This window comes from Cellulomonas terrae (assembly GCF_007990265.1).
Lineage (GTDB): Bacteria > Actinomycetota > Actinomycetes > Actinomycetales > Cellulomonadaceae > Cellulomonas > Cellulomonas terrae.
On the sequence record NZ_BJWH01000002.1, the window covers coordinates 306,570 to 330,832 of the forward strand.

Annotated in this window: 20 protein-coding genes; 18 read left to right on the plus strand and 2 right to left on the minus strand. The window is 72.8% G+C overall.

Annotated elements, in window-relative coordinates:
* Nucleotide 1 precedes the first annotated feature (1 nt).
* From CTE05_RS03525 to CTE05_RS03550, 6 genes are all read left to right on the plus strand, one after another.
* Nucleotides 2-790, plus strand: coding sequence for a hypothetical protein (locus tag CTE05_RS03525; protein WP_146844720.1), 789 nt, complete (start codon nt 2-4; stop codon nt 788-790).
* A gap of 74 nt (nt 791-864) precedes the next feature.
* The gene (gene aroC / locus CTE05_RS03530) at nt 865-2,055 is read left to right on the plus strand and encodes a chorismate synthase (protein WP_146844721.1); all 1,191 of its coding nucleotides are present in this window, start codon (nt 865-867) and stop codon (nt 2,053-2,055) included.
* Between the two features lie 61 nt (nt 2,056-2,116).
* A complete protein-coding gene (locus tag CTE05_RS03535) occupies nt 2,117-3,403 on the plus strand; it encodes a glycosyltransferase 87 family protein (RefSeq protein WP_186814721.1) in 1,287 nt (428 codons plus the stop codon).
* Entirely contained in the window at nt 3,358-3,936 is a 579-nt protein-coding gene (locus CTE05_RS03540; RefSeq protein ID WP_146844723.1) for a shikimate kinase, read from the plus strand. The genes CTE05_RS03535 and CTE05_RS03540 overlap by 46 nt, the downstream gene beginning before the upstream one ends.
* A complete protein-coding gene (gene aroB / locus CTE05_RS03545) occupies nt 3,933-5,045 on the plus strand; it encodes a 3-dehydroquinate synthase (protein WP_146844724.1) in 1,113 nt (370 codons plus the stop codon). The genes CTE05_RS03540 and aroB overlap by 4 nt, the downstream gene beginning before the upstream one ends.
* Before the next feature lie 44 nt (nt 5,046-5,089).
* Nucleotides 5,090-5,533 (plus strand): type II 3-dehydroquinate dehydratase, encoded by a 444-nt coding sequence (locus CTE05_RS03550; protein WP_146844725.1) that lies wholly within the window; start codon nt 5,090-5,092, stop codon nt 5,531-5,533.
* A gap of 7 nt (nt 5,534-5,540) precedes the next feature.
* Here the strand turns inward: CTE05_RS03550 and CTE05_RS03555 are convergent, their stop codons facing one another.
* The gene (locus tag CTE05_RS03555) at nt 5,541-7,448 is read right to left on the minus strand and encodes a DUF6541 family protein (protein ID WP_146844726.1); all 1,908 of its coding nucleotides are present in this window, start codon (nt 7,446-7,448) and stop codon (nt 5,541-5,543) included.
* A gap of 204 nt (nt 7,449-7,652) precedes the next feature.
* On the opposite strand from CTE05_RS03555, the gene efp reads away from it, so the two are divergent.
* The 3 genes from efp to CTE05_RS03570 all read left to right on the plus strand — a co-directional run bounded on the left by efp (nt 7,653) and on the right by CTE05_RS03570 (nt 10,137).
* On the plus strand, nt 7,653-8,216 hold the full coding sequence (gene efp, locus CTE05_RS03560) for an elongation factor P (RefSeq protein WP_146844727.1): 564 nt from the start codon (nt 7,653-7,655) through the stop codon (nt 8,214-8,216).
* Between the two features lies 1 nt (nt 8,217).
* Nucleotides 8,218-8,634 carry a transcription antitermination factor NusB gene (gene nusB / locus CTE05_RS03565; protein ID WP_146844728.1) on the plus strand — a complete coding sequence of 139 codons (417 nt, stop codon included), beginning with the start codon at nt 8,218-8,220 and terminating at the stop codon, nt 8,632-8,634.
* A gap of 267 nt (nt 8,635-8,901) precedes the next feature.
* Nucleotides 8,902-10,137 carry a sugar ABC transporter substrate-binding protein gene (locus CTE05_RS03570; protein WP_146844729.1) on the plus strand — a complete coding sequence of 412 codons (1,236 nt, stop codon included), beginning with the start codon at nt 8,902-8,904 and terminating at the stop codon, nt 10,135-10,137.
* Nucleotides 10,138-10,144: 7 nt separating this feature from the next.
* Here the strand turns inward: CTE05_RS03570 and CTE05_RS03575 are convergent, their stop codons facing one another.
* Nucleotides 10,145-12,442: a putative bifunctional diguanylate cyclase/phosphodiesterase gene (locus CTE05_RS03575; RefSeq protein WP_246123233.1), complete on the minus strand. Its 2,298-nt coding sequence runs from the start codon at nt 12,440-12,442 to the stop codon at nt 10,145-10,147.
* Between the two features lie 81 nt (nt 12,443-12,523).
* Between CTE05_RS03575 and CTE05_RS03580 the strand changes: the two genes are divergently transcribed.
* The 9 genes from CTE05_RS03580 (at nt 12,524) to pyrF (ending at nt 24,184) form a co-directional block, all read left to right on the plus strand.
* Nucleotides 12,524-13,921, plus strand: a complete 1,398-nt coding sequence (locus CTE05_RS03580; protein WP_186814722.1) for an MFS transporter — start codon at nt 12,524-12,526, stop codon at nt 13,919-13,921.
* Entirely contained in the window at nt 13,918-15,327 is a 1,410-nt protein-coding gene (locus CTE05_RS03585) for a pyridoxal phosphate-dependent decarboxylase family protein (RefSeq protein ID WP_146844730.1), read from the plus strand. The genes CTE05_RS03580 and CTE05_RS03585 overlap by 4 nt, the downstream gene beginning before the upstream one ends.
* Before the next feature lie 76 nt (nt 15,328-15,403).
* Nucleotides 15,404-16,003 (plus strand): bifunctional pyr operon transcriptional regulator/uracil phosphoribosyltransferase PyrR, encoded by a 600-nt coding sequence (gene pyrR / locus CTE05_RS03590; RefSeq protein WP_246123234.1) that lies wholly within the window; start codon nt 15,404-15,406, stop codon nt 16,001-16,003.
* On the plus strand, nt 16,000-17,004 hold the full coding sequence (locus tag CTE05_RS03595) for an aspartate carbamoyltransferase catalytic subunit (RefSeq protein ID WP_146844731.1): 1,005 nt from the start codon (nt 16,000-16,002) through the stop codon (nt 17,002-17,004). Before pyrR ends, CTE05_RS03595 begins: the two co-directional genes overlap by 4 nt.
* The gene (locus CTE05_RS03600; RefSeq protein ID WP_146844732.1) at nt 17,001-18,320 is read left to right on the plus strand and encodes a dihydroorotase; all 1,320 of its coding nucleotides are present in this window, start codon (nt 17,001-17,003) and stop codon (nt 18,318-18,320) included. Before CTE05_RS03595 ends, CTE05_RS03600 begins: the two co-directional genes overlap by 4 nt.
* Complete coding sequence (locus CTE05_RS03605) at nt 18,317-18,850, plus strand: PH-like domain-containing protein (RefSeq protein WP_246123235.1); 534 nt, start codon at nt 18,317-18,319, stop codon at nt 18,848-18,850. The genes CTE05_RS03600 and CTE05_RS03605 overlap by 4 nt, the downstream gene beginning before the upstream one ends.
* Nucleotides 18,847-20,004, plus strand: a complete 1,158-nt coding sequence (carA, locus tag CTE05_RS03610; protein WP_146844733.1) for a glutamine-hydrolyzing carbamoyl-phosphate synthase small subunit — start codon at nt 18,847-18,849, stop codon at nt 20,002-20,004. Before CTE05_RS03605 ends, carA begins: the two co-directional genes overlap by 4 nt.
* Nucleotides 20,004-23,342: a carbamoyl-phosphate synthase large subunit gene (gene carB, locus CTE05_RS03615; RefSeq protein WP_146844734.1), complete on the plus strand. Its 3,339-nt coding sequence runs from the start codon at nt 20,004-20,006 to the stop codon at nt 23,340-23,342. Before carA ends, carB begins: the two co-directional genes overlap by 1 nt.
* Entirely contained in the window at nt 23,339-24,184 is an 846-nt protein-coding gene (pyrF, locus tag CTE05_RS03620; protein WP_146844735.1) for an orotidine-5'-phosphate decarboxylase, read from the plus strand. The genes carB and pyrF overlap by 4 nt, the downstream gene beginning before the upstream one ends.
* Nucleotides 24,185-24,263: the final 79 nt, after the last annotated feature.

Sequence of the window (24,263 nt, forward strand, 5' to 3'; positions counted from 1 at the left end):
CATGGTCGGCGCCAAGAAGAGCACGTGGATCGGCGGCACGATCTTCGTCGCGCTCATGATCCTGGTCGCCGCATGGTTCCTGGCGATCTCGCCCACGTTCGCGGCGGCCTCCGAGGTCCGGGCACAGGCGGAGGCCACGGTGCAGTCGAACGAGATGCTCGAGCTGCAGGTGGCCAAGCTGAAGGCGGACTTCGAGAAGCTGCCCGAGTACAGGGAGGAGCTGGCTGGACTGCAGGTGCAGATCCCCACCGAACCGCACCTGAGCGACTACCTGCGCCAGCTCGACGCGATCGCGGTCGCGCACAGCGTCACGCTCACGGCCATCAGCCCGTCGGCACCGCAGGCCGTCGTCGTGACGCCTCCGGTCGCGGACGTCGCCGCCGCACCCGTCGACGGTGCGGCACCGCCCGCGGAGGGTGCCGAGGTGCCCGCCGCCCCCGTCGCGCCGGAGGTACCCGTCACCCCGAGCGGCTTGACGTCGATCGCCTTCACGCTCACCGCGGTCGGTACCTACGACAACGTCATGGCGTTCACCTCGGACCTGCAGAACGCGACCCCGCGGCTCTTCCTGGTCACGACCCTGAACGGCACGGCACAGAAGGACACGCCGGCGAGCGGCGGTCGTCCGGCCACCGTGCCCGGCGACGTCGAGCTGGTCATCGGCGGCTTGGTGTACGCCATGCCGGACGCACTCGCCGTGCCCCCCGTGGTCGACCCGAACGCAGCTCCGCCCGCGCTGCCGGGTGCAGTCCCGGGCAAGAACCCGCTCGTGCCCATCGTCGGGCGCTGACGAGCCGTTGAGCGAACGTCCACCCTCCGGGCCCCGGCCCGGAGGGTGGACCTCGTCATGGGAGGATCCGTCACATGCTGCGTTGGTTGACCTCCGGTGAGTCGCACGGTCCGGCGCTCGTCGGCATCCTCGAGGGGATCCCCGCGGGCGTCGAGGTCACGAGCACGGACGTGCAGGCTGCGCTGGCTCGTCGTCGGCTCGGGTACGGACGTGGCGCCCGCATGAAGTTCGAGCAGGACGAGGTCCGGATCCTCGGCGGCGTACGGCATGGGCTCACCCAGGGCGGCCCGGTGGCCATCGAGGTCGGCAACACCGAGTGGCCCAAGTGGGTCGACGTCATGGCGTCGGATCCCGTCGAGGACGCCGATGTGCTCAACCGGGCGCGGAACGCGCCGCTCACCCGGCCGAGGCCGGGGCACGCGGACCTCGTCGGGATGCGCAAGTACGGCTTCGACGATGCGCGGCCCGTGCTCGAGCGCGCCAGCGCCCGCGAGACCGCCACGCGCGTCGCCCTCGGGACCGTCGCGGCGCACCTGCTCGAGCAGGCTGCCGGCATCCGTCTCGTGTCCCACGTCGTCGGGATCGGGCCGGTCGCGGTGCCCCAGGGCGCGCAGCTCCCGACGCCTGACGACGCAGGCGCGCTCGACGCCGACCCCGTGCGCTGCTTCGACCCGGCCAGCTCCGCGGCGATGGTCGCCGAGATCGACGAGTGCCACAAGGACGGTGACACCCTCGGTGGCGTCGTCGAGGTCCTGGCCTACGGGGTGCCGTCGGGCCTCGGCTCGTACGTGCACAGCGACCGTCGGCTCGACGCCCGCCTCGCGGGCGCGCTCATGGGCATCCAGGCGATCAAGGGTGTCGAGGTGGGCGACGGCTTCCTCACAGCGACGCGCCGCGGCTCGCTGGCGCACGACGAGATGGAGCGCGACGCGAGCGGACGCATCGTGCGCCGGACCAACCGGGCGGGCGGTCTCGAGGGTGGTATGACCAACGGTGAGATCCTGCGGGTCCGTGCCGCGATGAAGCCGATATCCACGGTCCCGCGGGCGCTGGCCACCGTCGACACCGCCACCGGTGAGCCCGCGAAGGCGCAGCACCAGCGCTCGGACGTCTGTGCCGTGCCTCCTGCGGCGGTCGTCGCGGAGGCGATGGTCGCGCTCGTCCTGGCCGATGCGCTTCTCGAGAAGACAGGCGGCGACTCGGTCGCCGAGGTCCGGCGCAACCTCGCCGCGTACCTCGAGGCGATCCCGGACCTGCTCGCCTGACTCAACTTTCGCGACGCCCGTGCCGAGGTACAGGGAGCAGATCGTCGTCGGAAGGTACTCCGTGAGCTCGTCCCCGTCCGGCTCGCCCGCGCCTGTCAGCGCGTCCCACCGATGGCTGCGGGCCGAGCTCGACCGGCTCGACGCACAGCACCCTCGGGTGCACAGGGCTGTGCGGGCCCTGTGGCTGCGCCCTGTGCCCTTCGTGATCGTGCTGAGCGTCCTCGCGGAAGGCGCCCTGGGCGCCGTGATCAGTGGTGGCGACGCCGCGTGGTTCCGGGACGCGGGGGTCGACATGGTCGGCCCCGGCTTCCTCGACGTGTTCTCTCAGTCGGGTCTCCAGATCGGTCCGCTCTACCTGCTGGCGCTCGGCCTCGCCACCAGGGTGCTGGAGGCCCTCGGACTCCCGGTCCTGTTCACCCTGGCGGCGGCGCAGGCGGCGGGCGTGGCGTGGTTCGCGCTGTGGACCGCGCGCCGGGTCGCGCAGGCCGTCGGGGCGGCCGTGCTACCGGTGCAGTGGGCCCTCGGTCTGACGCTCGCCCTCGGCGGGTTCCTCGCGGAGGGCATCGGGAACGGTCATCCCGAGGAGATCCTCATCGGGCTCCTGCTCGCGAACGCCGCCCTCGTCACGTCGTCCGGGCGACATGCCCTCGCGGGCCTGCTCGTCGGCCTGGCCACCGGGGTGAAGCAGTGGGGAATCATCGGTGCCGGCATCCTGGTCCACGGACGCCGGCTGCGCGGGACCGTCGTCGGTTCCCTCGTGGTCGCCGGGGTCGTGGCGGCCGTCTATCTGCCGTTCGCCCTCGGTGGCGAGATGAACACCTTCGACATGGCATGGGGGATACCGGACAGCTCGCTGCTCGCGACCATCGCCGGATGGACGGGCGGCTCCGACTGGACGCTGCGCTTGGTGCAGGGCGCCGCCGCTGGTCTGGTGGGCACCGCGATCGCGTGGCGTCGGCGGGGATCGCCCTTGGTCGCGATCATCGGGGTCATCAGCACGCGGCTGCTCCTCGACCCTCTCCGGCTCACGTACTACTCGGGCCCGCTCGTCGCCGTGGGGGTGCTCTGGATGTGGACGTCCGACATCCCCGTCGTCCGGCGCTGGCGGCTCGCCGTGACGCTGTGCATGCCCGCGGTCGTGCTCGCGCCGTACCTCCTTCCGCGCCCCACGCTGTGGCACGTCGGTGACGTCCTGCTCCTGCTGGTGCCGGTGGCCTGTCTCGTCGTCGAGGCCCGAGCAGGCCGCTCCCGGATGGTGGGCGACGACCTGATCCCCCAGGTGCCAGCGACTACCCTTCCTCCGTGCCCGACTCCCGCAGCGCCGCCCCTGGTCCGCGCGTCGTCCTGATCGGCCCGCCCGGCGCGGGGAAGTCCACCGTGGCCGCCGCGCTCGCCGGACGCTGGCAGCTGGTCGCGCGCGACACCGACACCGACGTGGAGTCCGCGGCGGGCAAGTCCATCGCGGACATCTTCGTCGAGGACGGTGAGCCGTACTTCCGCGAGCTGGAGCGGGCGGCTGTCGCACGGGCGCTCGTCGAGCACGACGGTGTGCTGGCTCTCGGTGGCGGTGCCGTGCTGGACGAGGAGACGCAGGCGGACCTCGTCGACTACGCCGGCCGAGGTGGTGTCATCGTCTTCCTCGACGTGACGCTGGCCGCTGCCGGTCCTCGCGTCGGCTTCAACCAGGCACGCCCGCTCCTGCTCGGCAACCCCCGGGCCCAGTGGCAGGCACTGATGGAGGCGCGCAGGCCGATCTACGAGCGGCTGGCGCTGGTGTGCGTGCTCACCGACGGGCACCGCCCGCTGGACGTGGCGGAGCTGATCGAGCTGGAGCTCGCGGCCGCGCGCCGCGTGCCCGCAGGAACGGAGGAGGGCGCATGAGCACCGTGCGGGTCGAGGGTGACAGGCCGTACGACGTCGTCATCGGGCACCACCTGCTCGGTGCCCTGCCGGGTCTCCTGGGCGAGGGTGTGCGCCGGGTCCTCATCGTGCACCCCGCCGCACTCGCCACGACCGCGGAGGGTGTCCGCCACGACCTGCTCGAGCACGGCTACGAGGCCTACCTCGCTGAGGTTCCCAACGCCGAGGAGGCCAAGACCGCACAGGTGGCGGCGTTCCTGTGGCAGGTGCTCGGGCAGGCGGACTTCACGCGCACCGACGCGATCGTGTCGGTCGGCGGCGGGGCGACCACCGACCTCGGTGGGTTCGTGGCAGCAACCTGGCTCCGGGGGATCCGTGTGGTGCACGTCCCTACGACACTGCTCGCGATGGTCGACGCCGCGGTCGGCGGCAAGACGGGGATCAACACGGCGGAGGGCAAGAATCTCGTCGGCGCGTTCCACCCGCCCGCCGGCGTCCTGTGCGACCTGGCGGCACTGGAGTCCATGCCGCGGCACGACTTCGTGGCCGGGCTCGCGGAGGTGGTCAAGTGCGGTTTCATCGCCGACGAGCGCATCCTCGACCTCGTCGAGGCGAACGTCGCACTGCTCTCCGACCCGGTGACCGCCGCGGCCTCGCCCGTCCTGCTCGAGCTCGTAGAGCGTTCGGTCGCGGTGAAGGCCCGGGTGGTGGGAGAGGACCTGCGCGAGGCAGGTCTGCGCGAGATCCTCAACTACGGGCACACGTTCGCCCATGCCATCGAGCACGTCGAGCGTTTCCAGTGGCGACACGGAGCCGCGGTCTCCGTCGGCATGGTGTTCGTCGCGGAGCTGGCCCGGCTGGCCGGGCGGCTCTCGGACGACGTGGTGGACCGGCACCGGACCGTTCTGGGCGCTCTCGGACTGCCGGTCTCCTACCGGGGCGACCGGTGGGACCAGCTGCTGGCAGCCATGCGACGCGACAAGAAGAGCCGAGGCGACCTGCTGCGGTTCGTCGTGCTCGAGGACATCGGCCGCCCGGTGCGGCTCGAGGGCCCCGACCCGACGCTGCTCGCGGCGGCCTACGCCGAGGTCAGCGAGGGCGCCTCTGCACCACGGACCGTCGCCCTCTGAGCGTCGCAGCCCGGTGAGCGTGCCCGTCGCCTAGGCTGCGCGACATGACGCGCGTCCTGGTGCTCAACGGTCCCAACCTCGCACGCCTGGGAGTGCGGGAGCCCGAGGTGTACGGGTCCGCCACGCACCCGGACCTGGTGGACGCCGTGCAGCGGTGGGCGGTCGAGCTGGGGCTGGAGGCCGAGGTCCGGCAGACGGATGACGAGTCCGCCCTTGTCGGGTGGCTCCACGAGGCCGTCGACTCGCGCGCCCACGTCGTCCTCAACCCGGCGGCGTTCACTCACTACTCGTACGCGCTGCGGGACGCGGCGGCGCAGGTGACGACAGCGGGGCTGCTCCTCGTCGAGGTGCACCTCACCAACCCGTACGCGAGGGAGTCCTTCCGGCACGTCTCCGTGATCGGGCCGGTGGCGACAGGCACCGTGGCGGGCTTCGGGCTCGACTCCTACAGGCTCGCTCTCTCGGCGATCGCGCGACCGCGGGTCTGACCGGCCGTCAGTCGCACGCCGTGATCACGTAGACGGCGGCGGCACCCCCTCTGTCGACGAGCCGCACGCCGGCGGACGGGGCGACGCGGACGTCGGGCTGCTCGTGGCGAGAGTTCCAGGGCTGGCTGTCGACGTAGAGGAAGCGCACGCCGAGGGTGTCGAGCGCGCGGCAGAGCCCGGGGTCGTGGCCGAGGTCGGCGAGGTGCTCGGCCACGTAGCGCGAAGCAGGGCCTGAGGGCGTGTGCCACGAGCGGGGGACGACCGGCAGCCCGGCGAGTCCGTACAGGTGCGACGCACCGGAGAAGGGGGAGCCGTAGACGGCGCCACCGCCGGTGATCTCGGTGGGAAGGCGGTGCATCATCGCCAGCTCGGCATCGTCGGCGAGCAGGCCGCGGCCGTCGGAGTCGCGGAACGCCTGCCCGACCACCTGGGCCGTGCCCAGCGCTGTCTGCCCGACCGGGACGGCGACCAGCAGGAGGACGGCACCGGTGGCGACCGCACGGGGACGACCCGACCGGGCGACCAGCAGCACCAACCGACGCCAGACGGCGTCCACGGCCAGTGCGGCCGGCGGCACCAGCGTCGCCGCCAGGACGGGTGCGAAGCGGTGACCCTCCCCGTACCACGCGAGGTCGACGTCGCGAAGGAGCGGGATGCGGGACGTCGCGAGGAGGTACCAGGTCACCGCTCCGGCGCACGCGAGCACCGCCCACCGCGCGCGCGGCAGGCGTCGACCGAGGATGCAGCCCACGATCGCGGCGGCGCCGACCACGAAGCCGGCGGCAGTGCCCTCGTAGGTGCCGTTCCCGGAGACCACCTGGATCAGCGCGACCCACGTGGGCAGGGGAGCGTCCCCCTCGGTGGCCGCGACACCGGACACGTTGACGTAGCTGTCGGTGCGCGTCATGGCGAGCAACGCCGCCGAGGCCCCGAGCGTGAGGGCCGCGACGGCGGCGAGCTGGGCACGTGACCGGCGCACGACCACGACGACGCTGTACACCGCCCAGGGCGCGAGGACGACGGCGGCACCCAGGACGGCGTTGGGGTGGCACAGCCCGACCCCGATGGTGGCCGTGGCCAGCAGCGGAACCCGCCGCCTCGCCTGCATCGTCGTCGTCGCCGGGACGAGCGCGACGAGTGCGGGCACGAGGGCCGCTCCCATGGCGTTCGCGACGAGCCCTTGCTGGGAGAGGCCCAGGTAGAGGGGGAGGCCGAGACCAGCCGTGCTCAAGAGGGCAGCCCACGTCCAGGTGGACGGCCGCGCGGGCAGGGCGGTCCGGGTGACGAAGACGATGCCCGTGGTCCACGCCAGGAGGGCGGGAACCACAAGTGCTGCCGTGGCGATCGTGGAGGCGTCTGTGACGCGTGGCACCAGGGCCGCGACGGCGTGCCAGGCTGCCCCGTAGAAGCTGCCGTCCGTCGTGTCGGTCAGCGAGTAGAGGGCGGTGAACCGGAAGCTCGATGCCGACGACGTCTGCCGGATGTGCTCGATGCCGTTGAGGTGGAAGATCGCGTCGTAGGCGGTGAGCAGACGTCCTGGCCGGCCGACAGCGATCGCGACGGCGAGAAGCTGGAGCAGCACGACCCCGGCCACGACGGGCGCGAGGAGGCGCGGCGCCGGTGACGCGGTGCGCCGTGGATCTGGCCCGTGCGCCGACGAGCGGAGGCGCCGGACCAGCGCGGCGGGGAGCGTGGCGAGCGCCAGGACGACGAGCGCAGTCCCAAGGTGCCAGGGCACCCACCCGTCCAGCACGATCGTCGCGGCGCCGAACAGTCCGAGCGTCAGCAGGGGCGCCACGGCCCAGCGGACGATCCAGGAACTGATGCCTCCCCAGGCCCACAGCAAGGCGAGCCCCGGCCCCCAGTACGCCAGGAGGACCAGGACAGCTGCCGCGATCGCCCCCAGCCACTCCACGCCGGTACAACGGCGTCCACCCGGTCCTTCTTGAGCGGACACGTCGCCGGGAGTGGAGCCGTGCGCGCGGGGTCGGTGCCGGTGCGGCGCGGCCGCACGGTACGATGGACGACGGTCTGCGGCCGTGGAGGTAGCCGACGCCCCGTTCGGGGACGCACCTCCGGTGGACCGCGCAGCAACTTCACTCGACAGGAAGCGACGATCGTGGCGACCACCAACGACCTCAAGAACGGCACCGTGCTGAAGATCGACGGCCAGCTGTGGACCGTCATCGAGTTCCAGCACGTCAAGCCCGGCAAGGGTGGCGCGTTCGTCCGCACCAAGCTGAAGAACGTCCTGTCCGGCAAGGTCGTCGACAAGACGTTCAACGCCGGCCTGAAGGTCGAGACGGCGAACGTCGACAAGCGCGACATGCAGTACCTGTACAAGGACGGCACGGACTTCGTGTTCATGGACACGGACAACTACGACCAGATCCACATCTCGGAGGTCACGGTGGGCGACGTCGCCCACTTCCTCCTGGAGAACCAGAACGCGATGGTCGCGACGAACGAGGGCGTCCCGCTGTACGTCGAGCTCCCGCCGTCGGTGGTCCTCGAGGTCACCTACACGGAGCCGGGCCTGCAGGGCGACCGTTCGTCCGCCGGCACCAAGCCCGCCACCCTGGAGACCGGGTACGAGATCCAGGTCCCGCTGTTCCTCGAGGCCAACACGAAGGTCAAGGTGGACACCCGCGACGGGAGCTACCTGGGCCGCGTGAACGACTGAGGTGGGTGCTCGCTCCAAGGCCCGCAAGCGGGCCCTCGACGTCCTCTTCGAGGCGGACCAGCGCGGCGTCGACCCGGTGCGCCTGCTCGCGGACCGGATCGCCGAGCCGGGCACCGAGGCGTCGTTGCCGCAGTACTCGGTCGACCTGGTCGAGGGGGTGATCGCCGAGCAGGACCGCATCGACGAGCTGCTCGCGACGCATGCCCACGGCTGGACGATCGACCGGATGCCTGCCGTCGACCGTGCCCTGCTGCGGCTGGGCACGTGGGAGATCCTCTTCAACGACGACGTGCCGGACGCCGTCGCGGTGGACGAGGCGGTCGAGCTCGCGCGGTCGCTGTCCACGGACGAGTCGCCGCAGTTCGTCAACGGGCTGCTCGGGCGGATCGTCGACCTGAAGCCGACGCTCCTCGCCTGACCTCTGCACCGACGACGCCCCCGCCGGCGAGCGGGGGCGTCGTTGTGTCCGGGGGTGGGCGGAAGGTCGTGTTCGCGTCTCCGGCGGCCGTCCGGGTGATCGTGGGTGGTGGGGACGAGGCGTCGACGCAGGTAGGGACCCACGACGCGTTGCGCAAGGCGGCTGCAAGTTGCTGCAAGGCGTTGCGCAACGAGGTCCAGGCCCCCTAGCGTCGGCTCGCGACGGCCCGACGACGAGCCGTCACCCGCCGACCACCCGGAGCGCCCGATGCACCGCCGCATCCGTCACCTCGCCCTCGCCGCCGCCCTGCTGCCCCTGACCGCCTGCTCGGCGGCCGCCACGGACGACCCCTGGACGCTCGACCCGAGCATCACCGTGTGGGCCGACGAGTCGCGCGCGGCGGCCCTCGAGGAGCTCGGGGCGCTGTACACGGCCGAGACCGGGGTCACCGTCGACGTCGTCGGCCGCGACAACGAGACGATCCGCGACGACTTCACCGCTGCCGCGGACCGTGGCGACGGTCCGGACGTCCTCGTCGGCGCGCACGACTGGCTGGGAGAGCTCGTCGTCGCCGGCCGGGTCCTCGCGATCGAGCTCCCGGACCCTGCGGCGTTCGTCCCGGTGGCGGTCGAGGCCATGGCCTACGACAGCGTCACCTACGGCGTCCCGCTGTCCACCGAGAACGTGGCCCTCGTGCGCAACGACGCGCTGGTGTCCACCACGCCCGCCCGGTTCGACGAGCTCCTCGCGCAGGGCGACGAGCTGGTCCGGCGCGGCGCCGCCGACTACCCGGTCCTGGTGCAGCAGACCGAGGGGGCGAGCGACCCGTACCACCTGTACCCGCTCCAGACCTCGTTCGGTGCGCCGGTGTTCGCCACCCACGAGGACGGGTCGTACTCCGACCAGCTGGCGCTCGGCGGCGACGCCGGCCACGCCTTCGCGGACTACCTCGCCGTGCTGGGGGAGAAGGGGGTGCTGAGCCCGGCGATCACCGCGGACGTGGCCAAGGCGGCGTTCCTGGCCGGCCGGTCGCCGTACATCGTGACCGGTCCGTGGAACACGGGGGAGTTCCTCGACGCGGGTCTGCAGATCAGCGTGCTGCCGGTCCCGTCGGCTGGGCCCCTGCCGTCCCAGCCGTTCGTGGGCGTCCAGGGCGCGTTCGTCAACAGCGGCAGCCTGCGCCCGACGGAGTCCGTCGACTTCGTGACCCGCTTCCTGACGACCCCGGAGGCGCAGGTCGCCCTCTACGAGGACAGCGGTCGCGCACCTGCCCTGCGCGCCGCGGTCGAGCAGATCACCGACGACGCCGTGGTCCGCGGGTTCTCCGCCGCCGGGGCCGACGGGGCGCCCATGCCCTCGATCCCGCAGATGGCCGTCGTCTGGACGTACTGGGGAGGCTCGGAGCACCTCGTCATCTCGCGCAGCGGCGACGCCCACCAGCTCTGGGACGACCTGGTGACGAGCATCTCGTCCGCCATCGCCGCGGGAGCGGTCGACCAGTAGGGCTCCGTCAGCCCCGCCGACGCACCGTCGCCAGCCGCGAGCCGTCGCGGCTGGCGTTCGGCGTCGGGACCCCGATCGCCCGCAGCGGTCGGGCCCGCTCAGGCACGAACGCGGTCGCGCCGGTGGAGGGTCGCGGGCCACGGACGGGCAGGTTCGGTGCAGCGCGGCCGAGGAAGTTGCCCTGGACGCGGGTCACACCCATCTCGGCGAGGGCGGTGAGCTGGTGCGGCGTCTCCACGCCCTCCGCGACGACCGCGAGGCCGTGCGTGCTGGCCAGCGCGACGATCGCGCGCACGACCCCTCGGCCGCGCTCGGTGCCCATGTCCCGCACGAAGGACCGGTCGATCTTCAGCTCGTCGACGGGCAGCCGCGCGATCCGGGCGAGCGAGCTGTAGCCGGTCCCGAAGTCGTCGACGGCGATCCGGGCCCCCCGCGCCCGCAGCTCGGAGAGCACGGGGATCGCGGACGACGTCTGGACCAGGGCGCTCTCGGTGATCTCCAGCGTCAGGTGCTCCCAGAAGGCGTCGCCCCAGGCGGTCTCGATCTGCTCGAGCGCGTCCGGCTCGGCGAGCTGCCGGGCCGCGATGTTCACCGAGACGGGCATCTGGAAGCGCTCGAGCGCGCGCCGGGCCTGCCGGAGCACCTCGAGCCCGATGGGCACGATGAGACCCGACTCCTCGGCGAGCTCCAGCCAGTCGGCCGGCAGGATCAGGTGCCCGTGGTGGTCCCACCGCGCGAGCGCCTCCACCTGCACGATCTCGAGGGTCTCGGCGTCGACGATCGGCTGGAAGTACGCCGTGAAGTGCCCGTCCGCGACGGCGGCCTCGAGCGCAGCGCGCTGGTGCCGCTCGGCCTCGACGCGGCGCCTCAGGGCACGGTCGAAGACGCGGAACCCCGACCGGCTGCGCTTCGCCTCGAGCATCGCCGTGTCCGCGTGCCGGACCAGCGCGTCGGCGTCGACGATGTCGCCCGGCAGCCAGGTGGCGACGCCGACCGTGAGGCGCGCCGGCCGGCTCCCGCCGTTGCGGTCGATGAAGCCCTCGCGGATCGACCGGGCGATCACGACCAGGTCGACGTCCTGGGGGGCCCGGGCGAGCACGACGACGAACTCGTCACCCCCGACCCGTCCGACGTAGGAGTCGTACTCCGTGAGCGCGTGCCGCAGGTAGTCGGAGACCCGTACGAGGAGCGCGTCGCCGTGCGCATGCCCGAACGAGTCGTTGACGCGCTTGAACCCGTCCAGGTCGCAGTAGATGAGCGACACGCGGGTCCGCTCGACGTTCGCACGCTCGAGCATCGCCAGGAGGTGCTCCTCGACGGCGCGCCGGTTCGGCAGACGGGTCAGGGGGTCGGCGAACGCGGTGACGTGCAGTCGCTCGCCCAGCTGGTAGCGCTCGGCCGCGGCGGACACGATCTGCGCGAGGTCGATGAGGAACGTCCGGGCCTGCGGGGGGTGGTCGACCTTGTCCGCGGAGAAGAGCTCGGTGACGAACCGGTCCCGGGCGATCGGGCGCAGCGACCCCTCGATGCTCGGGTCGCGCAGGATGGTGCGCGCCTCGTCGCGGGCGGTGAGCAGCAGCCCGTCGGCGTCCTTGACGAACCACGCCGAGTTGGCCAGGCGGGCGAGGGCGTCGCGCATGCGGTTCTGCTGGGCCGCGGCGTCCTGCGCGTCACGGAGGCGGTTGAGCGCGAGCACCTCGAGGCCGACCGCCAGCGGGATCGCCCACAGGGCGCCGAACATCGGTCCCAGGTAGTGGTCCTGGACGACGACGCTCGCGGTGAAGATCGCGAGCGACTCGGCACCGGCGACGACGAGCAGGGACCCGAAGCCCGTGAGCCGGGTCCGGCCCACCGCGACCACGACGTACGACACGACGACCGCGGTCGGGACGAGCAGCAGGACGGCGTCGAGGACGGGGGCGTCGGCGATGTACTGGTCCAGGGGGACCCACCACAGCCCGGCGCGGGCGACGAAGAGCGCGATCGCGGCCCAGAGCCAGTAGCGGATCTTGGGTCCGCCCGCGATCGCGCGCGTCGTGGGGATCGCCATGACGAGGAAGGCGGCGACGAGCTGCGCGTGGACGAAGACGAGGACGTCGCGCACCGGTCCGGGCGTCGTCAGGGCGTACAGCCCGCCGCCGAGCAGGATCAGGGACATGACGAGCGACCAGGCGAGCGACCACGCGGCGCTGGCGGGCCGGACCTCACCACGCCACCACACCCACTGCAGCGCGCAGAAGCCGGCGACCAGCCCTGCAGCGAGCAGCTGCAGCACGGTGACCCACGCGGGAACGGTTCCGAGCACGACTGGGGAATCGTCACGTGTCCCCCCGGGGATGACGTGGCATCCGGGTGACTGGGACAACCGGGCTGCCATCATGGCGCCGTGACCTCGACCTCCGGCCCCGTGCTGCTCCCGCGGCGCACCGTCGTCGGCTACGCGCTCGGTTCCGTCGGGACGGGTGGGTTCGGGACGCTGCCCGGGCTCGTCCTCGCCTACTACCTCACCGACACGCTCGGGGTGGCAGCCGGCCTCGCGAGCCTCGTCGTCACCGTCCCGAAGCTCTGGGACGTCCTGATCGACCCGCTGATCGGCGCACGGTCGGACGTCTCGGCGGCACGCCACGGGAGCCGGCGGCGGTTCCTGCTCGCGGGGGCCGTCTCGATCCCGCTGCTGTTCACGGCGCTCTTCGCCACGCCGACCGCGCTGACAGGCCCGGCGGCGGCCGGATGGGTGGTCGTCGCGTTCGTGGCCGCGGCGACGGCGTTCAGCGTGTTCCAGGTGCCGTACATCGCCCTCCCGGCGGAGATCGCCCCCGACTACGACTCCCGGACCCGGCTGCTCGCACCCCGGATCGCGGTGCTCGCGGTCGCGATCCTCGCGTTCGGCGCGGGCGGCCCGCTCGTCCGGGACGCGGCCGGCGGCGGTCGCACGGGCTACGCCGTGATGGGCGTGGTCGGTGGCCTCGTCATCGGGCTGGGCATGCTCGCGGCCTGGTGGGGTGCGCCCCGGCGGGCCGGCATCGCGGTCCCGGCGGCGACGCCGGTCGCCCCGCGACCCGAGCGCCGCGGTGACGCCCTGCGACTGGGGCTCACGAGCCTGCGCGAGCTCCCCGCGTTCCGCCGCCTGCTGGCGACGTTCGTGCTCCAGGCGCTGGCGACGGGGGCGATGCTGGCCGGCGCCCAGTACGTCGCCACCTACGCGCTCGGGTCCGAGGGTGCGGTGACGTTCCTGTTCGCCGCGCTCGTCGCGCCCGCGCTCCTGGTGATGCCGCTCGCGACCCGGCTGAGCCGCCGGATCGGCAAACGCCGGGCGCTCGCCGGCGCGACGACGCTCTTCGCCCTCGCCGCGCTGTCCCTGCTGCCGATGCGCTGGGCGCCGGGCGAGTGGGTCTACCTGTCGGTCGCCCTCGCCGGTCTGGCGTACGCCGGGATGCAGCTGTACCCGCTCGCGATGCTGCCCGACGTGGCCGCGGTGGACGCGCGCGAGCGTGGCGTCGACCGCGCCGGCGTCCTCGGCGGGGTCTGGACGGCGGGGGAGACGGCGGGCCTCGCGCTCGGGCCCACGCTCGTGCTCGGCATGCTCGCGGTCACCGGCTTCGTGTCCCGGACCGGTGACACCCTGGTCGTCCAGCCGGCGTCGGCGCTGACCGGCATCGTGGTCGCCTTCTCGGTGCTGCCCGCGGCCCTGGCCCTGCTGAGCCTGCTGCCCCTGGCGCGCTACCCGTTGTCCGAGGCCGTCGTCGACGCGCCCGCCGTCCCGTCGGAGGAGACCCGATCATGAGCGCCGGACGACCGATCGACGACGTGCTGGCGGACCTCGCGGCGCTGCGGGCCGCCGACCCGCCGACGCACGGCGGGCGGGTGCTGTCCTACGTGTACGACCCTGGCCGCCCGGACCTGGACGAGGTCGCCGCTCAGGCGGTCCGGTTGTTCCTGCCGGTGAACGGCCTCGACCCGACCACGTTCACGTCGGTCGCGGCGCTCGAGCGCCGGATCGTCGCGTTCGCCCGCGACGTCCTGCACGGCGACGAGGGCACCGTCGGGTCCGTCACGTCCGGGGGCACCGAGTCGTGCATGCTCGCGGTGAAGTCCGCCCGCGACCTGTGGCGCGCCGTCGATCCTGCGCGGGCGCACGCCCGGCCGGCTCTCGTCCTGCCCACCACCGCGCACCCGGCGTTCCACAAGGCGGCGCACTACCTCGACCTCGACGTCGTGCCCGTGCCGGTCGACCCGGTGACGGGCACCCCGTCTGCCGCCGACGTCCTGGCCGCCGTCGACGACCGGACCGCGCTCGTCGTCGTGAGCGCACCGAGCTACCCCTTCGGCGCCGTCGACCCGGTCGCCGAGGTGGCCGCGGGTGCGGCGGAGCGCGGGGTCGCCTGCCACGTGGACGCGTGCGTCGGCGGGTGGGTGCTGCCGTGGTGGGGCGACGACGTCGACCAGCCGTGGGACCTCGCCGTGCCCGGTGTCACGTCGATCTCGGCGGACCTGCACAAGTTCGGCTACGCCCCCAAGGGTGCGTCGGTGGTGCTCTACCGGGCGCGCGAGCGGCACCACGCCCAGTACTTCGCGACGACAGCCTGGCCCGGCTACCCCGTCGTCAACCCGACGATCCTGGGTTCCCGCGGAGCGGGTGCGATGGCCGCCGCGTGGGCCGTCCTCGAGGTGCTCGGCACGCAGGGACTGGCGGAGCTCGTCGCCGCGACGCGCCGGGCGACCGATCGCCTCGTCGAGGCGGCCGGCGCCGTCCGCGGGCTGCGCCTCGTCGGCACCCCGACGGGACCGTTGCTCGCGCTCGCCGCGGACGACGCCCTGCCCGCCGCGGAGCAGGTCGACCCCTTCACGCTCGTCGACGAGGTCCGGCGCCGGGGTTTCCTGTTCCAGGCGCAGCCCGCGATGGTCCAGCCGGACGGCTCTGTGCTGCCACGCACGGCGCACCTGACCGTCACGGCCGTCACCCACCGGGTCGTCGAGGAGCTGGTCGCGACCCTGGCCGCTGCTGCCGACGCCGTGCGAGGACGACCCGCCGCGGTCCCGGACCCGTCGCTCGCGGGACGCGTGCTCACCGAAGGGCTGCCCGACGAGCTCGCCGGGGTCATGGCCACGCTCGAGGCGCTGCCGGGCGACGTCGTCCACCCGCTCCTGATCGCGGTGCTGGCAGCAGCGGTGGACCCCGCGCGGGGCTGACCCGTCGGCACGCTAGAGTGCCAGGCGAGACATTCCTTTAAGACCCGTCCCGTGAGGCGGGGAAGGAGCTTGCGTCATGAGCACTGGCACGCCCGCGCCCGCCCCGGCGGGACCCGACAGCGTCGAGGTCGACGCCAACGTGGTCCTCGGCGCCCCGGAGATCAACCGGGCCCTCACGCGCATCGCGCACGAGATCCTCGAACGCAACAAGGGCGGCTCCGGCGTCGTCCTGCTGGGCATCCCCACCCGCGGCCTGCCGCTCGCCCGCCGCCTGGCGGAGCGCCTGATCGCGGTCGAGCCCGGCCTCGACCCGGCCCTGCTGGTCGGCAGCCTCGACGTGACGATGTACCGCGACGACCTCGCGCACCACCCCACCCGCACCATCGGCGCCACGGACATCCCCGGGGGCGGCCTGGACGGGAAGGTGGTCGTGCTCGTCGACGACGTCCTCTACTCCGGCCGCACCATCCGCGCGGCCCTCGACGCGATCAGCGACCTCGGCCGCCCGCGCGCGGTGCAGCTCGCGGCGCTCGTCGACCGGGGGCACCGCGAGCTCCCGATCCGCGCGGACTACGTCGGCAAGAACCTGCCCACCTCCACGAGCGAACGGGTGCGCGTGCTGCTGGAGGAGACCGACGGTCGCGACGCCGTCCTCATCGAGGGAGGCGCCCGATGAAGCACCTGCTCTCCACCGCCGACCTCGACCTCACCGACGCCGTCCGCATCCTCGACACCGCGGGCTCGATGGCCGCGACGCAGGCACGCGAGATCAAGAAGCTGCCCACGCTGCGCGGCCGCACGGTGGTCAACCTGTTCTTCGAGGACTCCACCCGCACGCGCATCTCGTTCGAGACCGCCGCGAAGCGCCTGTCGGCGGACGTCATCAACTTCTCCGCCAAGGGTTCCAGCGTGTCCAAGGGCGAGTCGCTCAAGGACACCGCCCTGACGCTGCAGGCGATGGGCGCGGACGCGGTCGTGATCCGGCACCACGCCTCCGGGGCGCCGCACACGCTCGCCACCTCGGGCTGGACCCACGGAGCGGTCATCAACGCCGGGGACGGGATGCACCAGCACCCCACGCAGGCGCTGCTCGACGCCTTCACGCTGCGCCGCCACCTGGCCGGTCCCGGTGACGTCACCGGGCGCGACCTGTCGGGTCTGCGGGTCGCGATCGTGGGGGACGTCCTGCACAGCCGGGTCGCCCGCTCCAACGTGCACCTGCTCCACACGCTCGGCGCCGAGGTCGTGCTCGTCGCGCCGCCCACCCTGCTGCCCGTCGGGGTCGGCGCCTGGCCGGCCCGCGTCTCGTACCACCTGGACGAGGTCCTGGCCGACGAGAAGCCGGACGCGATCATGATGCTGCGGGTCCAGCGCGAGCGGATGTCGAGCGCGGGCGGCGGGTTCTTCCCGAGCCCGCTGGAGTACACCCGGCGCTACGGCCTCGACGCGCGACGGCTCGCCCTCCTGCCCGAGCACGCGATCGTGCTGCACCCCGGGCCGATGAACCGGGGCCTGGAGATCTCCGCGGACGCCGCGGACTCGACGCGCGCGGTCATCGTCGAGCAGGTGGCCAACGGCGTGGCGGTCCGCATGGCCGTCCTGTACCTGCTGCTCGCGGGCGGCGACGCCCCCGCTCGAGCAGCCACACCGACCGACGACACGAAGGTGGACGCGTGACCAGGAACTATCTGCTGCGGGACGTGAGCCCGCTCGGCGAGGGCACGACCGACGTGCTGCTCGCCGACGGGATCATCGCGGCGATCGGCGCCGGCGCGGAGGCCCAGGCCAAGGACCCGGTGATCATCAACGGCAGCGGCCTGGTCCTGCTGCCGGGGCTCGTCGACCTGCACACGCACCTGCGCGAGCCCGGTCGCGAGGACGCCGAGACCGTCCGCTCCGGCACGCGCGCCGCGGCGATGGGCGGGTTCACCGCCGTGCACGCGATGGCCAACACGACCCCCACGCAGGACACGGCGGGCGTCGTCGAGCAGGTCTGGCGGCTCGGGCGCGACGCCGGCTGGGTCGACGTCCGCCCCGTCGGGGCCGTCACCGTCGGTCTCGAGGGCGAGCGGCTGGCCGAGCTCGGTGCCATGGCCGAGTCGGCCGCGCAGGTCCGGGTGTTCTCCGACGACGGGAAGTGCGTGCACGACCCGGTGGTCATGCGGCGCGCCCTGGAGTACGTCAAGGCGTTCGACGGGGTCATCGCCCAGCACGCCCAGGAGCCGCGCCTCACCGAGGGCGCCCAGATGCACGAGGGCGTCGTCTCCGCGGAGCTGGGGCTCGCGGGCTGGCCCGCCGTCGCCGAGGAGGCGATCATCGCCCGCGACGTGCTGCTGGCCGAGCACGTCGGCTCGCGCCTGCACGTCTGCCACCTGTCCACCGCGGGCTCCGTCGAGATCATCCGCTGGGCCAAGTCGCGCGGCATCGACGTCACCGCGGAGGTCACCCCGCACCACCTCGTCCTGACCGACGAGCTGGCCCGCGGGTACGACCCGGTGTTCAAGGTCAACCCCCCGCTGCGCACCCAGCGGGACGTCGAGGCCGTCCGCGAGGGCCTCGCCGACGGCACGATCGACATCGTGGCCACCGACCACGCGCCGCACACCCGCGAGGACAAGGACTGCGAGTGGGGCGCGGCGGCCTTCGGCATGACCGGGCTCGAGACGGCGCTCTCGGTGGTCCAGGAGACGATGGTCGACACCGGCCGGATGACCTGGGCGGACGTCGCGCGCGTGCTCTCGACCGCGCCCGCCCGGATCGGCCGGGTCAGCGACCACGGCAGGCCCCTCGCCGTGGGGGAGCCCGCCAACCTCACGCTGGTGGACCCGGGCATCCGCCGGGTCGTCGTGCCCGAGGAGCAGTCGACGCAGAGCGTCAACTCGCCCTTCCGCGGACGCGAGCTGTCGGGCTGCGTCATCGCCACCTGGCTGCGCGGTCGCGCCACCGTCATGGACGGGTCCGCGTGCGACGAGAGCGTGGTGGTCAGCTCGTGACCCGTCAGGCGGTCTCGATCGTGGTCCTGCTGCTCGTCGTGGTCGTCGTGTTCTGGGGCATGCGCGCGGGGTGGCGGGCCCGCACGAGACGGTCCGCGGGGCTCGTCGCGACGCTCCCGCCCGTCCCGTCCGACCGCGGCGCGCAGAGGTTCGGCCCGGTCGACGCGACCTACGTGTCGACCACGAGGGCGGGGGACTGGCTCGACCGGGTCACCGCCCAGGACCTCGGCGTCCGCAGCCCGGCGCAGGTGGCCGTCTTCGACGCCGGGGTGCAGATCACGCGCCGGGGTGCGACGGACCTCTTCGTGCCCACCGCCGTCCTGCTCGGCGCGACCAGCGCACCCGGCATGGCCGGCAAGGTCGTCGGGGGAGACGGGCTCGTCGTCCTCACCTGGCAGGCCGACCCCGCCGACCCCCGCGGCCTGGACACCGGGCTGCGCCCGAAGCACGCCGCCGACCGCGAGCGGCTCCTCGCCGCACTCCAGACCTTGACCCCGGGCCAGGCGCCCGCGCAGGAGGAGAACTCATGACCGACGCAGTGCTGATCCTGGAGGACGGCCGGACCTTCCGGGGCCGCCCCTACGGCGCCGAGGGCTCGACGCTGGGCGAGATCGTCTTCAACACCGGCATGACCGGCTACCAGGAGACCCTCACCGACCCGTCGTACCACCGGCAGATCGTCGTGATGACCGCCCCGCACATCGGCAACACGGGGGTGAACGACGAGGACGACGAGTCGACGCGGATCTGGGTGGCGGGCTACGTGGTGCGCGACCCTGCGCGACGCGCGTCGAACTGGCGCGCGGAGCGCACGCTCGACGACGACCTGGTCGCCCAGGGCATCGTCGGGATCAGCGACATCGACACGCGCGCCCTGACCCGCCACCTGCGCGAGCGCGGGGTGATGCGGGCCGGGATCTTCTCCGGTGCCGCCCTCCTCGACGAGAACGGCGAGCGCCGACCCGACGACGAGCTCCTCGACGACGTCCTGGCGGCACCGGCGATGATCGGTGCCGACCTGGCCGGCGAGGTGTCCACGGATACGGCCTACGTGGTCGAGCCGGTCGGCGAGCACGTCGCCACGGTCGCGGCCGTCGACCTCGGCATCAAGGCCATGACGCCGCAGCGGCTGGCCGAGCGCGGGGTCCGCGTCCACGTCCTGCCCTCGGACGCGACGATCGACGACGTCCTGGCCACCGCGCCGGACGGCGTCTTCTTCTCCAACGGCCCGGGCGACCCGTCCGCGGCGACGCACGAGATCGACCTGCTGCGCGACGTGCTGGACCGCAGGATCCCGTTTTTCGGCATCTGCTACGGCAACCAGCTGCTCGGCCGGGCGCTCGGCTACGGCACCTACAAGCTGGGGTACGGCCACCGCGGCGTGAACCAGCCGGTGATGGACCGCGCCACGGGCAAGGTCGAGATCACCGCGCACAACCACGGCTTCGCGGTGGACGCGCCCCTCGAGGGGGAGTCCGTCGCGCCGCACGACGGCGGACGCTACGGCCGGGTCGTCGTCAGCCACGTCGACCTCAACGACGACGTCGTGGAGGGTCTGCGCGCGCTGGACCTGCCGGCGTTCTCGGTGCAGTACCACCCGGAGGCCGCGGCCGGCCCGCACGATGCCGCGTACCTCTTCGACCGCTTCGTCGACCTCATGACCTCACAGAAGGGTGCCGCCTGATGCCCCGGCGCACAGACATCACCAGCGTCCTGGTCATCGGGTCCGGCCCGATCGTCATCGGCCAGGCCTGCGAGTTCGACTACTCGGGGACGCAGGCGTGCCGCGTGCTCAAGGAGGAGGGCCTGCGGGTCATCCTGGTCAACTCCAACCCGGCCACGATCATGACGGACCCGGAGTTCGCCGACGCGACGTACGTCGAGCCGATCACGACCGAGATCCTCACGACGATCATCGCCAAGGAGCGTCCCGACGCGATCCTGCCGACGCTGGGCGGCCAGACGGCGCTCAACGCAGCGATCGCGCTGGACGAGGCGGGCGTCCTGGAGAAGTACGACGTCGAGCTCATCGGCGCGAACATCGCCTCCATCCAGAAGGGCGAGGACCGCGAGCAGTTCAAGGAGGTCGTGGAGGTCTGCGGTGCCGAGAGCGCACGCTCGGTCATCGTGCACAGCATCGAGGACGCCCTCGCGGCGGTCGACGAGCTGGGCTACCCGATGGTCGTGCGCCCCTCGTTCACGATGGGCGGTCTGGGGTCGGGCATCGCGTACGACGAGTCCGACCTGCGCCGGATCGCCGGGCAGGGCCTGCACTACTCGCCGACCACCGAGGTGCTCCTGGAGGAGTCGATCCTCGGCTGGAAGGAGTACGAGCTCGAGCTCATGCGCGACAAGCACGACAACGTCGTGGTCGTCTGCTCGATCGAGAACGTCGACCCCGTCGGCGTGCACACGGGCGACTCGGTCACGGTCGCCCCGGCGCTGACGCTCACCGACCGCGAGTACCAGCGGCTGCGGGACATCGGCATCGCGGTCATCCGCGAGGTCGGTGTCGACACGGGTGGCTGCAACATCCAGTTCGCCATCGAGCCGTCCACGGGCCGCATCGTCGTCATCGAGATGAACCCCCGCGTCTCCCGGTCGAGCGCCCTGGCGTCGAAGGCCACCGGCTTCCCGATCGCCAAGATCGCCGCCAAGCTGGCGATCGGCTACACGCTCGACGAGATCCCCAACGACATCACCGGCGGCTCGACGCCCGCGTCCTTCGAGCCCACGCTCGACTACGTCGTCGTGAAGGTCCCGCGGTTCGCGTTCGAGAAGTTCCCGGCCGCGGACGACACCCTGACCACCACGATGAAGTCGGTCGGCGAGGCGATGGCCCTGGGCCGCAACTTCACCGAGGCGCTCGGCAAGGCCATGCGCTCGATCGACAAGAAGGACTCGGTCTTCCACTGGGCGGGCGACGCCCTGACCGGTGACGCGCTCGACGCGCTCGTCGCGACGATCTCCCGCCCCACCGAGCACCGCCTGGTCGACGTGCAGCAGGTGCTGCGCGCCGGGGTCCCGCTGGAGAAGGTCTACGAGCTCACGGGCATCGACCCCTGGTTCCTCGACCAGATCCAGCTGATCAACGAGGTCGCCGAGCAGACCCGGACGGCCGAGGCGCTGACCCGCGAGGTGCTGCTGCACGCCAAGCGGCACGGCCTGTCGGACGCGCAGATCGCGACGCTGCGCCGGACCTCGGAGGACGCGGTCCGCCGCGGCCGCCACGCGGTGGGTCTGCGCCCGGTGTTCAAGACGGTGGACACCTGCGCCGCCGAGTTCGCGGCGAGCACGCCGTACCACTACTCGTCCTACGACGAGGAGTCCGAGGTGGCCCCGCGCACGCGGCCCGCGATCCTCATCCTCGGCTCCGGACCCAACCGGATCGGCCAGGGCATCGAGTTCGACTACTCGTGCGTGCACGCCGCCCTGGCGCTCAAGGGCGAGTACGAGACCGTGATGATCAACTGCAACCCCGAGACGGTCTCGACCGACTACGACACCTCGGACCGCCTGTACTTCGAGCCGCTGACGTTCGAGGACGTGCTGGAGGTCTACCAGGCCGAGCTTGCGGCCGGCCCGGTCGAGGGCCTCATCGTGACGCTCGGCGGCCAGACGCCCCTGTCGCTCGCGCAGCGCCTCTACGACGCCGGACTGCCGATCCTGGGCACCTCCCCGGCCGCGATCGACGCCGCCGAGGACCGCGGCGAGTTCGGCAAGGTGCTCGAGGCGGCAGGGCTGCCGGCTCCGGCGTTCGGCACGGCGACGACGCAGGCGGGCGCCCGCGACACGGCCCGCCGGATCGGCTTCCCGGTCCTGGTCCGCCCGAGCTATGTGCTCGGCGGGCGCGGCATGGAGATCGTGTACGACGAGCCCCAGCTCAACGAGTACGTGCAGCGCGCGCTCGACAACGCCGCCGACGGGGGGCGCGCGGGCACGCTGCCGCCCCTGCTCATCGACCGCTTCCTCGACGACGCCATCGAGATCGACGTCGACGCGCTGTTCGACGGCACCGAGCTGTTCCTCGGCGGTGTCATGGAGCACATCGAGGAGGCCGGCATCCACTCCGGCGACTCGGCGTGCACCCTGCCGCCGGTGACGCTGTCGACGTCCGAGCTCGAACGGATCCGGTTGTCCACCGAGGCGATCGCGCGGGGCGTCGGGGTGCGCGGTCTGCTGAACATCCAGTTCGCGCTGGTGTCCGACGTCCTCTACGTCCTGGAGGCCAACCCCCGGGCGTCCCGCACGGTGCCGTTCGTCTCCAAGGCCACGGGTGTGTCGCTGGCCAAGGCCGCGGCGCTCGTCATGGCCGGCCGGTCGATCGCCGACCTGCGCGCGCTGGGCATCCTCCCGGTGGACGACGCGAGCGTGCTCGACCTCGACTCGCCGATCGCGGTCAAGGAGGCGGTGCTGCCGTTCAAGCGGTTCCGCACCAAGGAAGGCGTCGTCGTCGACACCGTGCTCGGCCCGGAGATGCGCTCGACGGGCGAGGTCATGGGCTTCGACGTCGACTTCCCGACGGCGTTCGCCAAGTCCCAGGACGCGGCGTTCGGCGGCCTGCCCACGGGCGGGCGCGCGTTCATCTCGGTGGCCGACCGCGACAAGCGCTCGATCGTGTTCCCGGTCAAGCGCCTGGCCGAGCTCGGCTTCGAGATCCTCGCCACGGAGGGCACAGCGGCGGTCCTGCACCGCAGCGGCATCGCGTCCAGCGTCGTCCGCAAGTACTCGTCGGGCCGCGGCGAGGCGGGGGAGCCCACGATCGTCGACCTCATCACCGCCGGCGAGGTGGACATCGTCGTGAACACCCCGTCCGGGCAGGGCGCCCGTGCCGACGGCTACGAGATCCGCGCGGCGACGACCGCCGCCGACAAGGCGATGGTCACCACCGTGCAGCAGCTCGGCGCGGCGGTGCAGGCGATCGAGGCGCGGCAGGCGGGTCCGTTCCGCGTGACCAGCCTGCAGGAGCACGATGCTGCCGCGCTGCTGCGTCGCGAGGCACGCGCGGCGGCCCGCGCATGACGGCGCCGTTCGGGGCCCGCCTGGCCGCCGCCATGGACGCCTACGGCCCCCTCTGCGTCGGCATCGACCCGCACACCAGCCTGCTCGAGGCGTGGGGCCTCCCGGACGACGCGTCCGGGCTGCGCTCGTTCGCCCTGACGGTGATGGACGCGGTCGGCGGTCGGGTGGCGGCCGTGAAGCCGCAGGCCGCCTTCTTCGAGCGCCACGGCTCCGCGGGGGTCGCCGTGCTCGAGGAGGTCGTCGCAGCCGGCCGCGACTCGGGCACGCTCGTGATCATGGACGCCAAGCGGGGAGACATCGGGTCGACGATGGCGGCGTACGCCGAGGCGTTCCTGCGCGACGGCTCTCCGCTCGCCGGCGACGCGCTGACCGTGTCCCCGTACCTCGGGTTCGGTTCGCTGGACCCGGCGGTCGACCTGGCGCTGTCGTCGGGACGGGGCCTGTTCGTCCTGTGCCTGACCTCCAACAAGGAGGGCCACGAGGTCCAGCACGCCCGCACCGACGACGGGGTCACCGTCGCGGCGCTCATCGCCGCCCGCGCTGCAGCCCTGAACGCCGACGTCGACCCGCTGGGGTCGATCGGGCTCGTCGTGGGCGCCACGGTCGGCGACGCCGCGCAGCGCACGGGCGTGGACCTCGCGGCGGTCAACGGCCCCCTGCTCGCACCGGGGGTGGGCGCCCAGGGCGCAGGACCGCGCGAGCTCGCCCAGGTGTTCGGCACGGCGCGGCGGCAGGTGCTGGCCTCCTCGTCGCGTGGGGTGCTCGCCGCAGGACCGGACGTCGCAGCTCTGCGCACCGCCGCGCGACGTGCCGCGGACGAGGCGGCTGCGGCGCTCTCCTGAGCTCACGGGAGGGTGTCGCTGCAGGTCCGGGCGCACTGGACGGTCGTCCGCATTGCCGATCGGGGTAGTGCTCGCTAGT

Bases quoted from the DNA above. Each gene is read 5' to 3' on its own strand.
- CTE05_RS03525 (WP_146844720.1), top strand. From the start codon at position 2: ATGGTCGGCGCCAAGAAGAGCACGTGGATCGGCGGCACGATCTTCGTC.
- aroC (WP_146844721.1), top strand. From the start codon at position 865: ATGCTGCGTTGGTTGACCTCCGGTGAGTCGCACGGTCCGGCGCTCGTC.
- aroB (WP_146844724.1), top strand. From the start codon at position 3,933: ATGAGCACCGTGCGGGTCGAGGGTGACAGGCCGTACGACGTCGTCATC.
- CTE05_RS03550 (WP_146844725.1), top strand. From the start codon at position 5,090: ATGACGCGCGTCCTGGTGCTCAACGGTCCCAACCTCGCACGCCTGGGA.
- CTE05_RS03570 (WP_146844729.1), top strand. From the start codon at position 8,902: ATGCACCGCCGCATCCGTCACCTCGCCCTCGCCGCCGCCCTGCTGCCC.
- CTE05_RS03585 (WP_146844730.1), top strand. From the start codon at position 13,918: ATGAGCGCCGGACGACCGATCGACGACGTGCTGGCGGACCTCGCGGCG.
- pyrR (WP_246123234.1), top strand. From the start codon at position 15,404: ATGAGCACTGGCACGCCCGCGCCCGCCCCGGCGGGACCCGACAGCGTC.
- CTE05_RS03595 (WP_146844731.1), top strand. From the start codon at position 16,000: ATGAAGCACCTGCTCTCCACCGCCGACCTCGACCTCACCGACGCCGTC.
- carA (WP_146844733.1), top strand. From the start codon at position 18,847: ATGACCGACGCAGTGCTGATCCTGGAGGACGGCCGGACCTTCCGGGGC.
- carB (WP_146844734.1), top strand. From the start codon at position 20,004: ATGCCCCGGCGCACAGACATCACCAGCGTCCTGGTCATCGGGTCCGGC.
- pyrF (WP_146844735.1), top strand. From the start codon at position 23,339: ATGACGGCGCCGTTCGGGGCCCGCCTGGCCGCCGCCATGGACGCCTAC.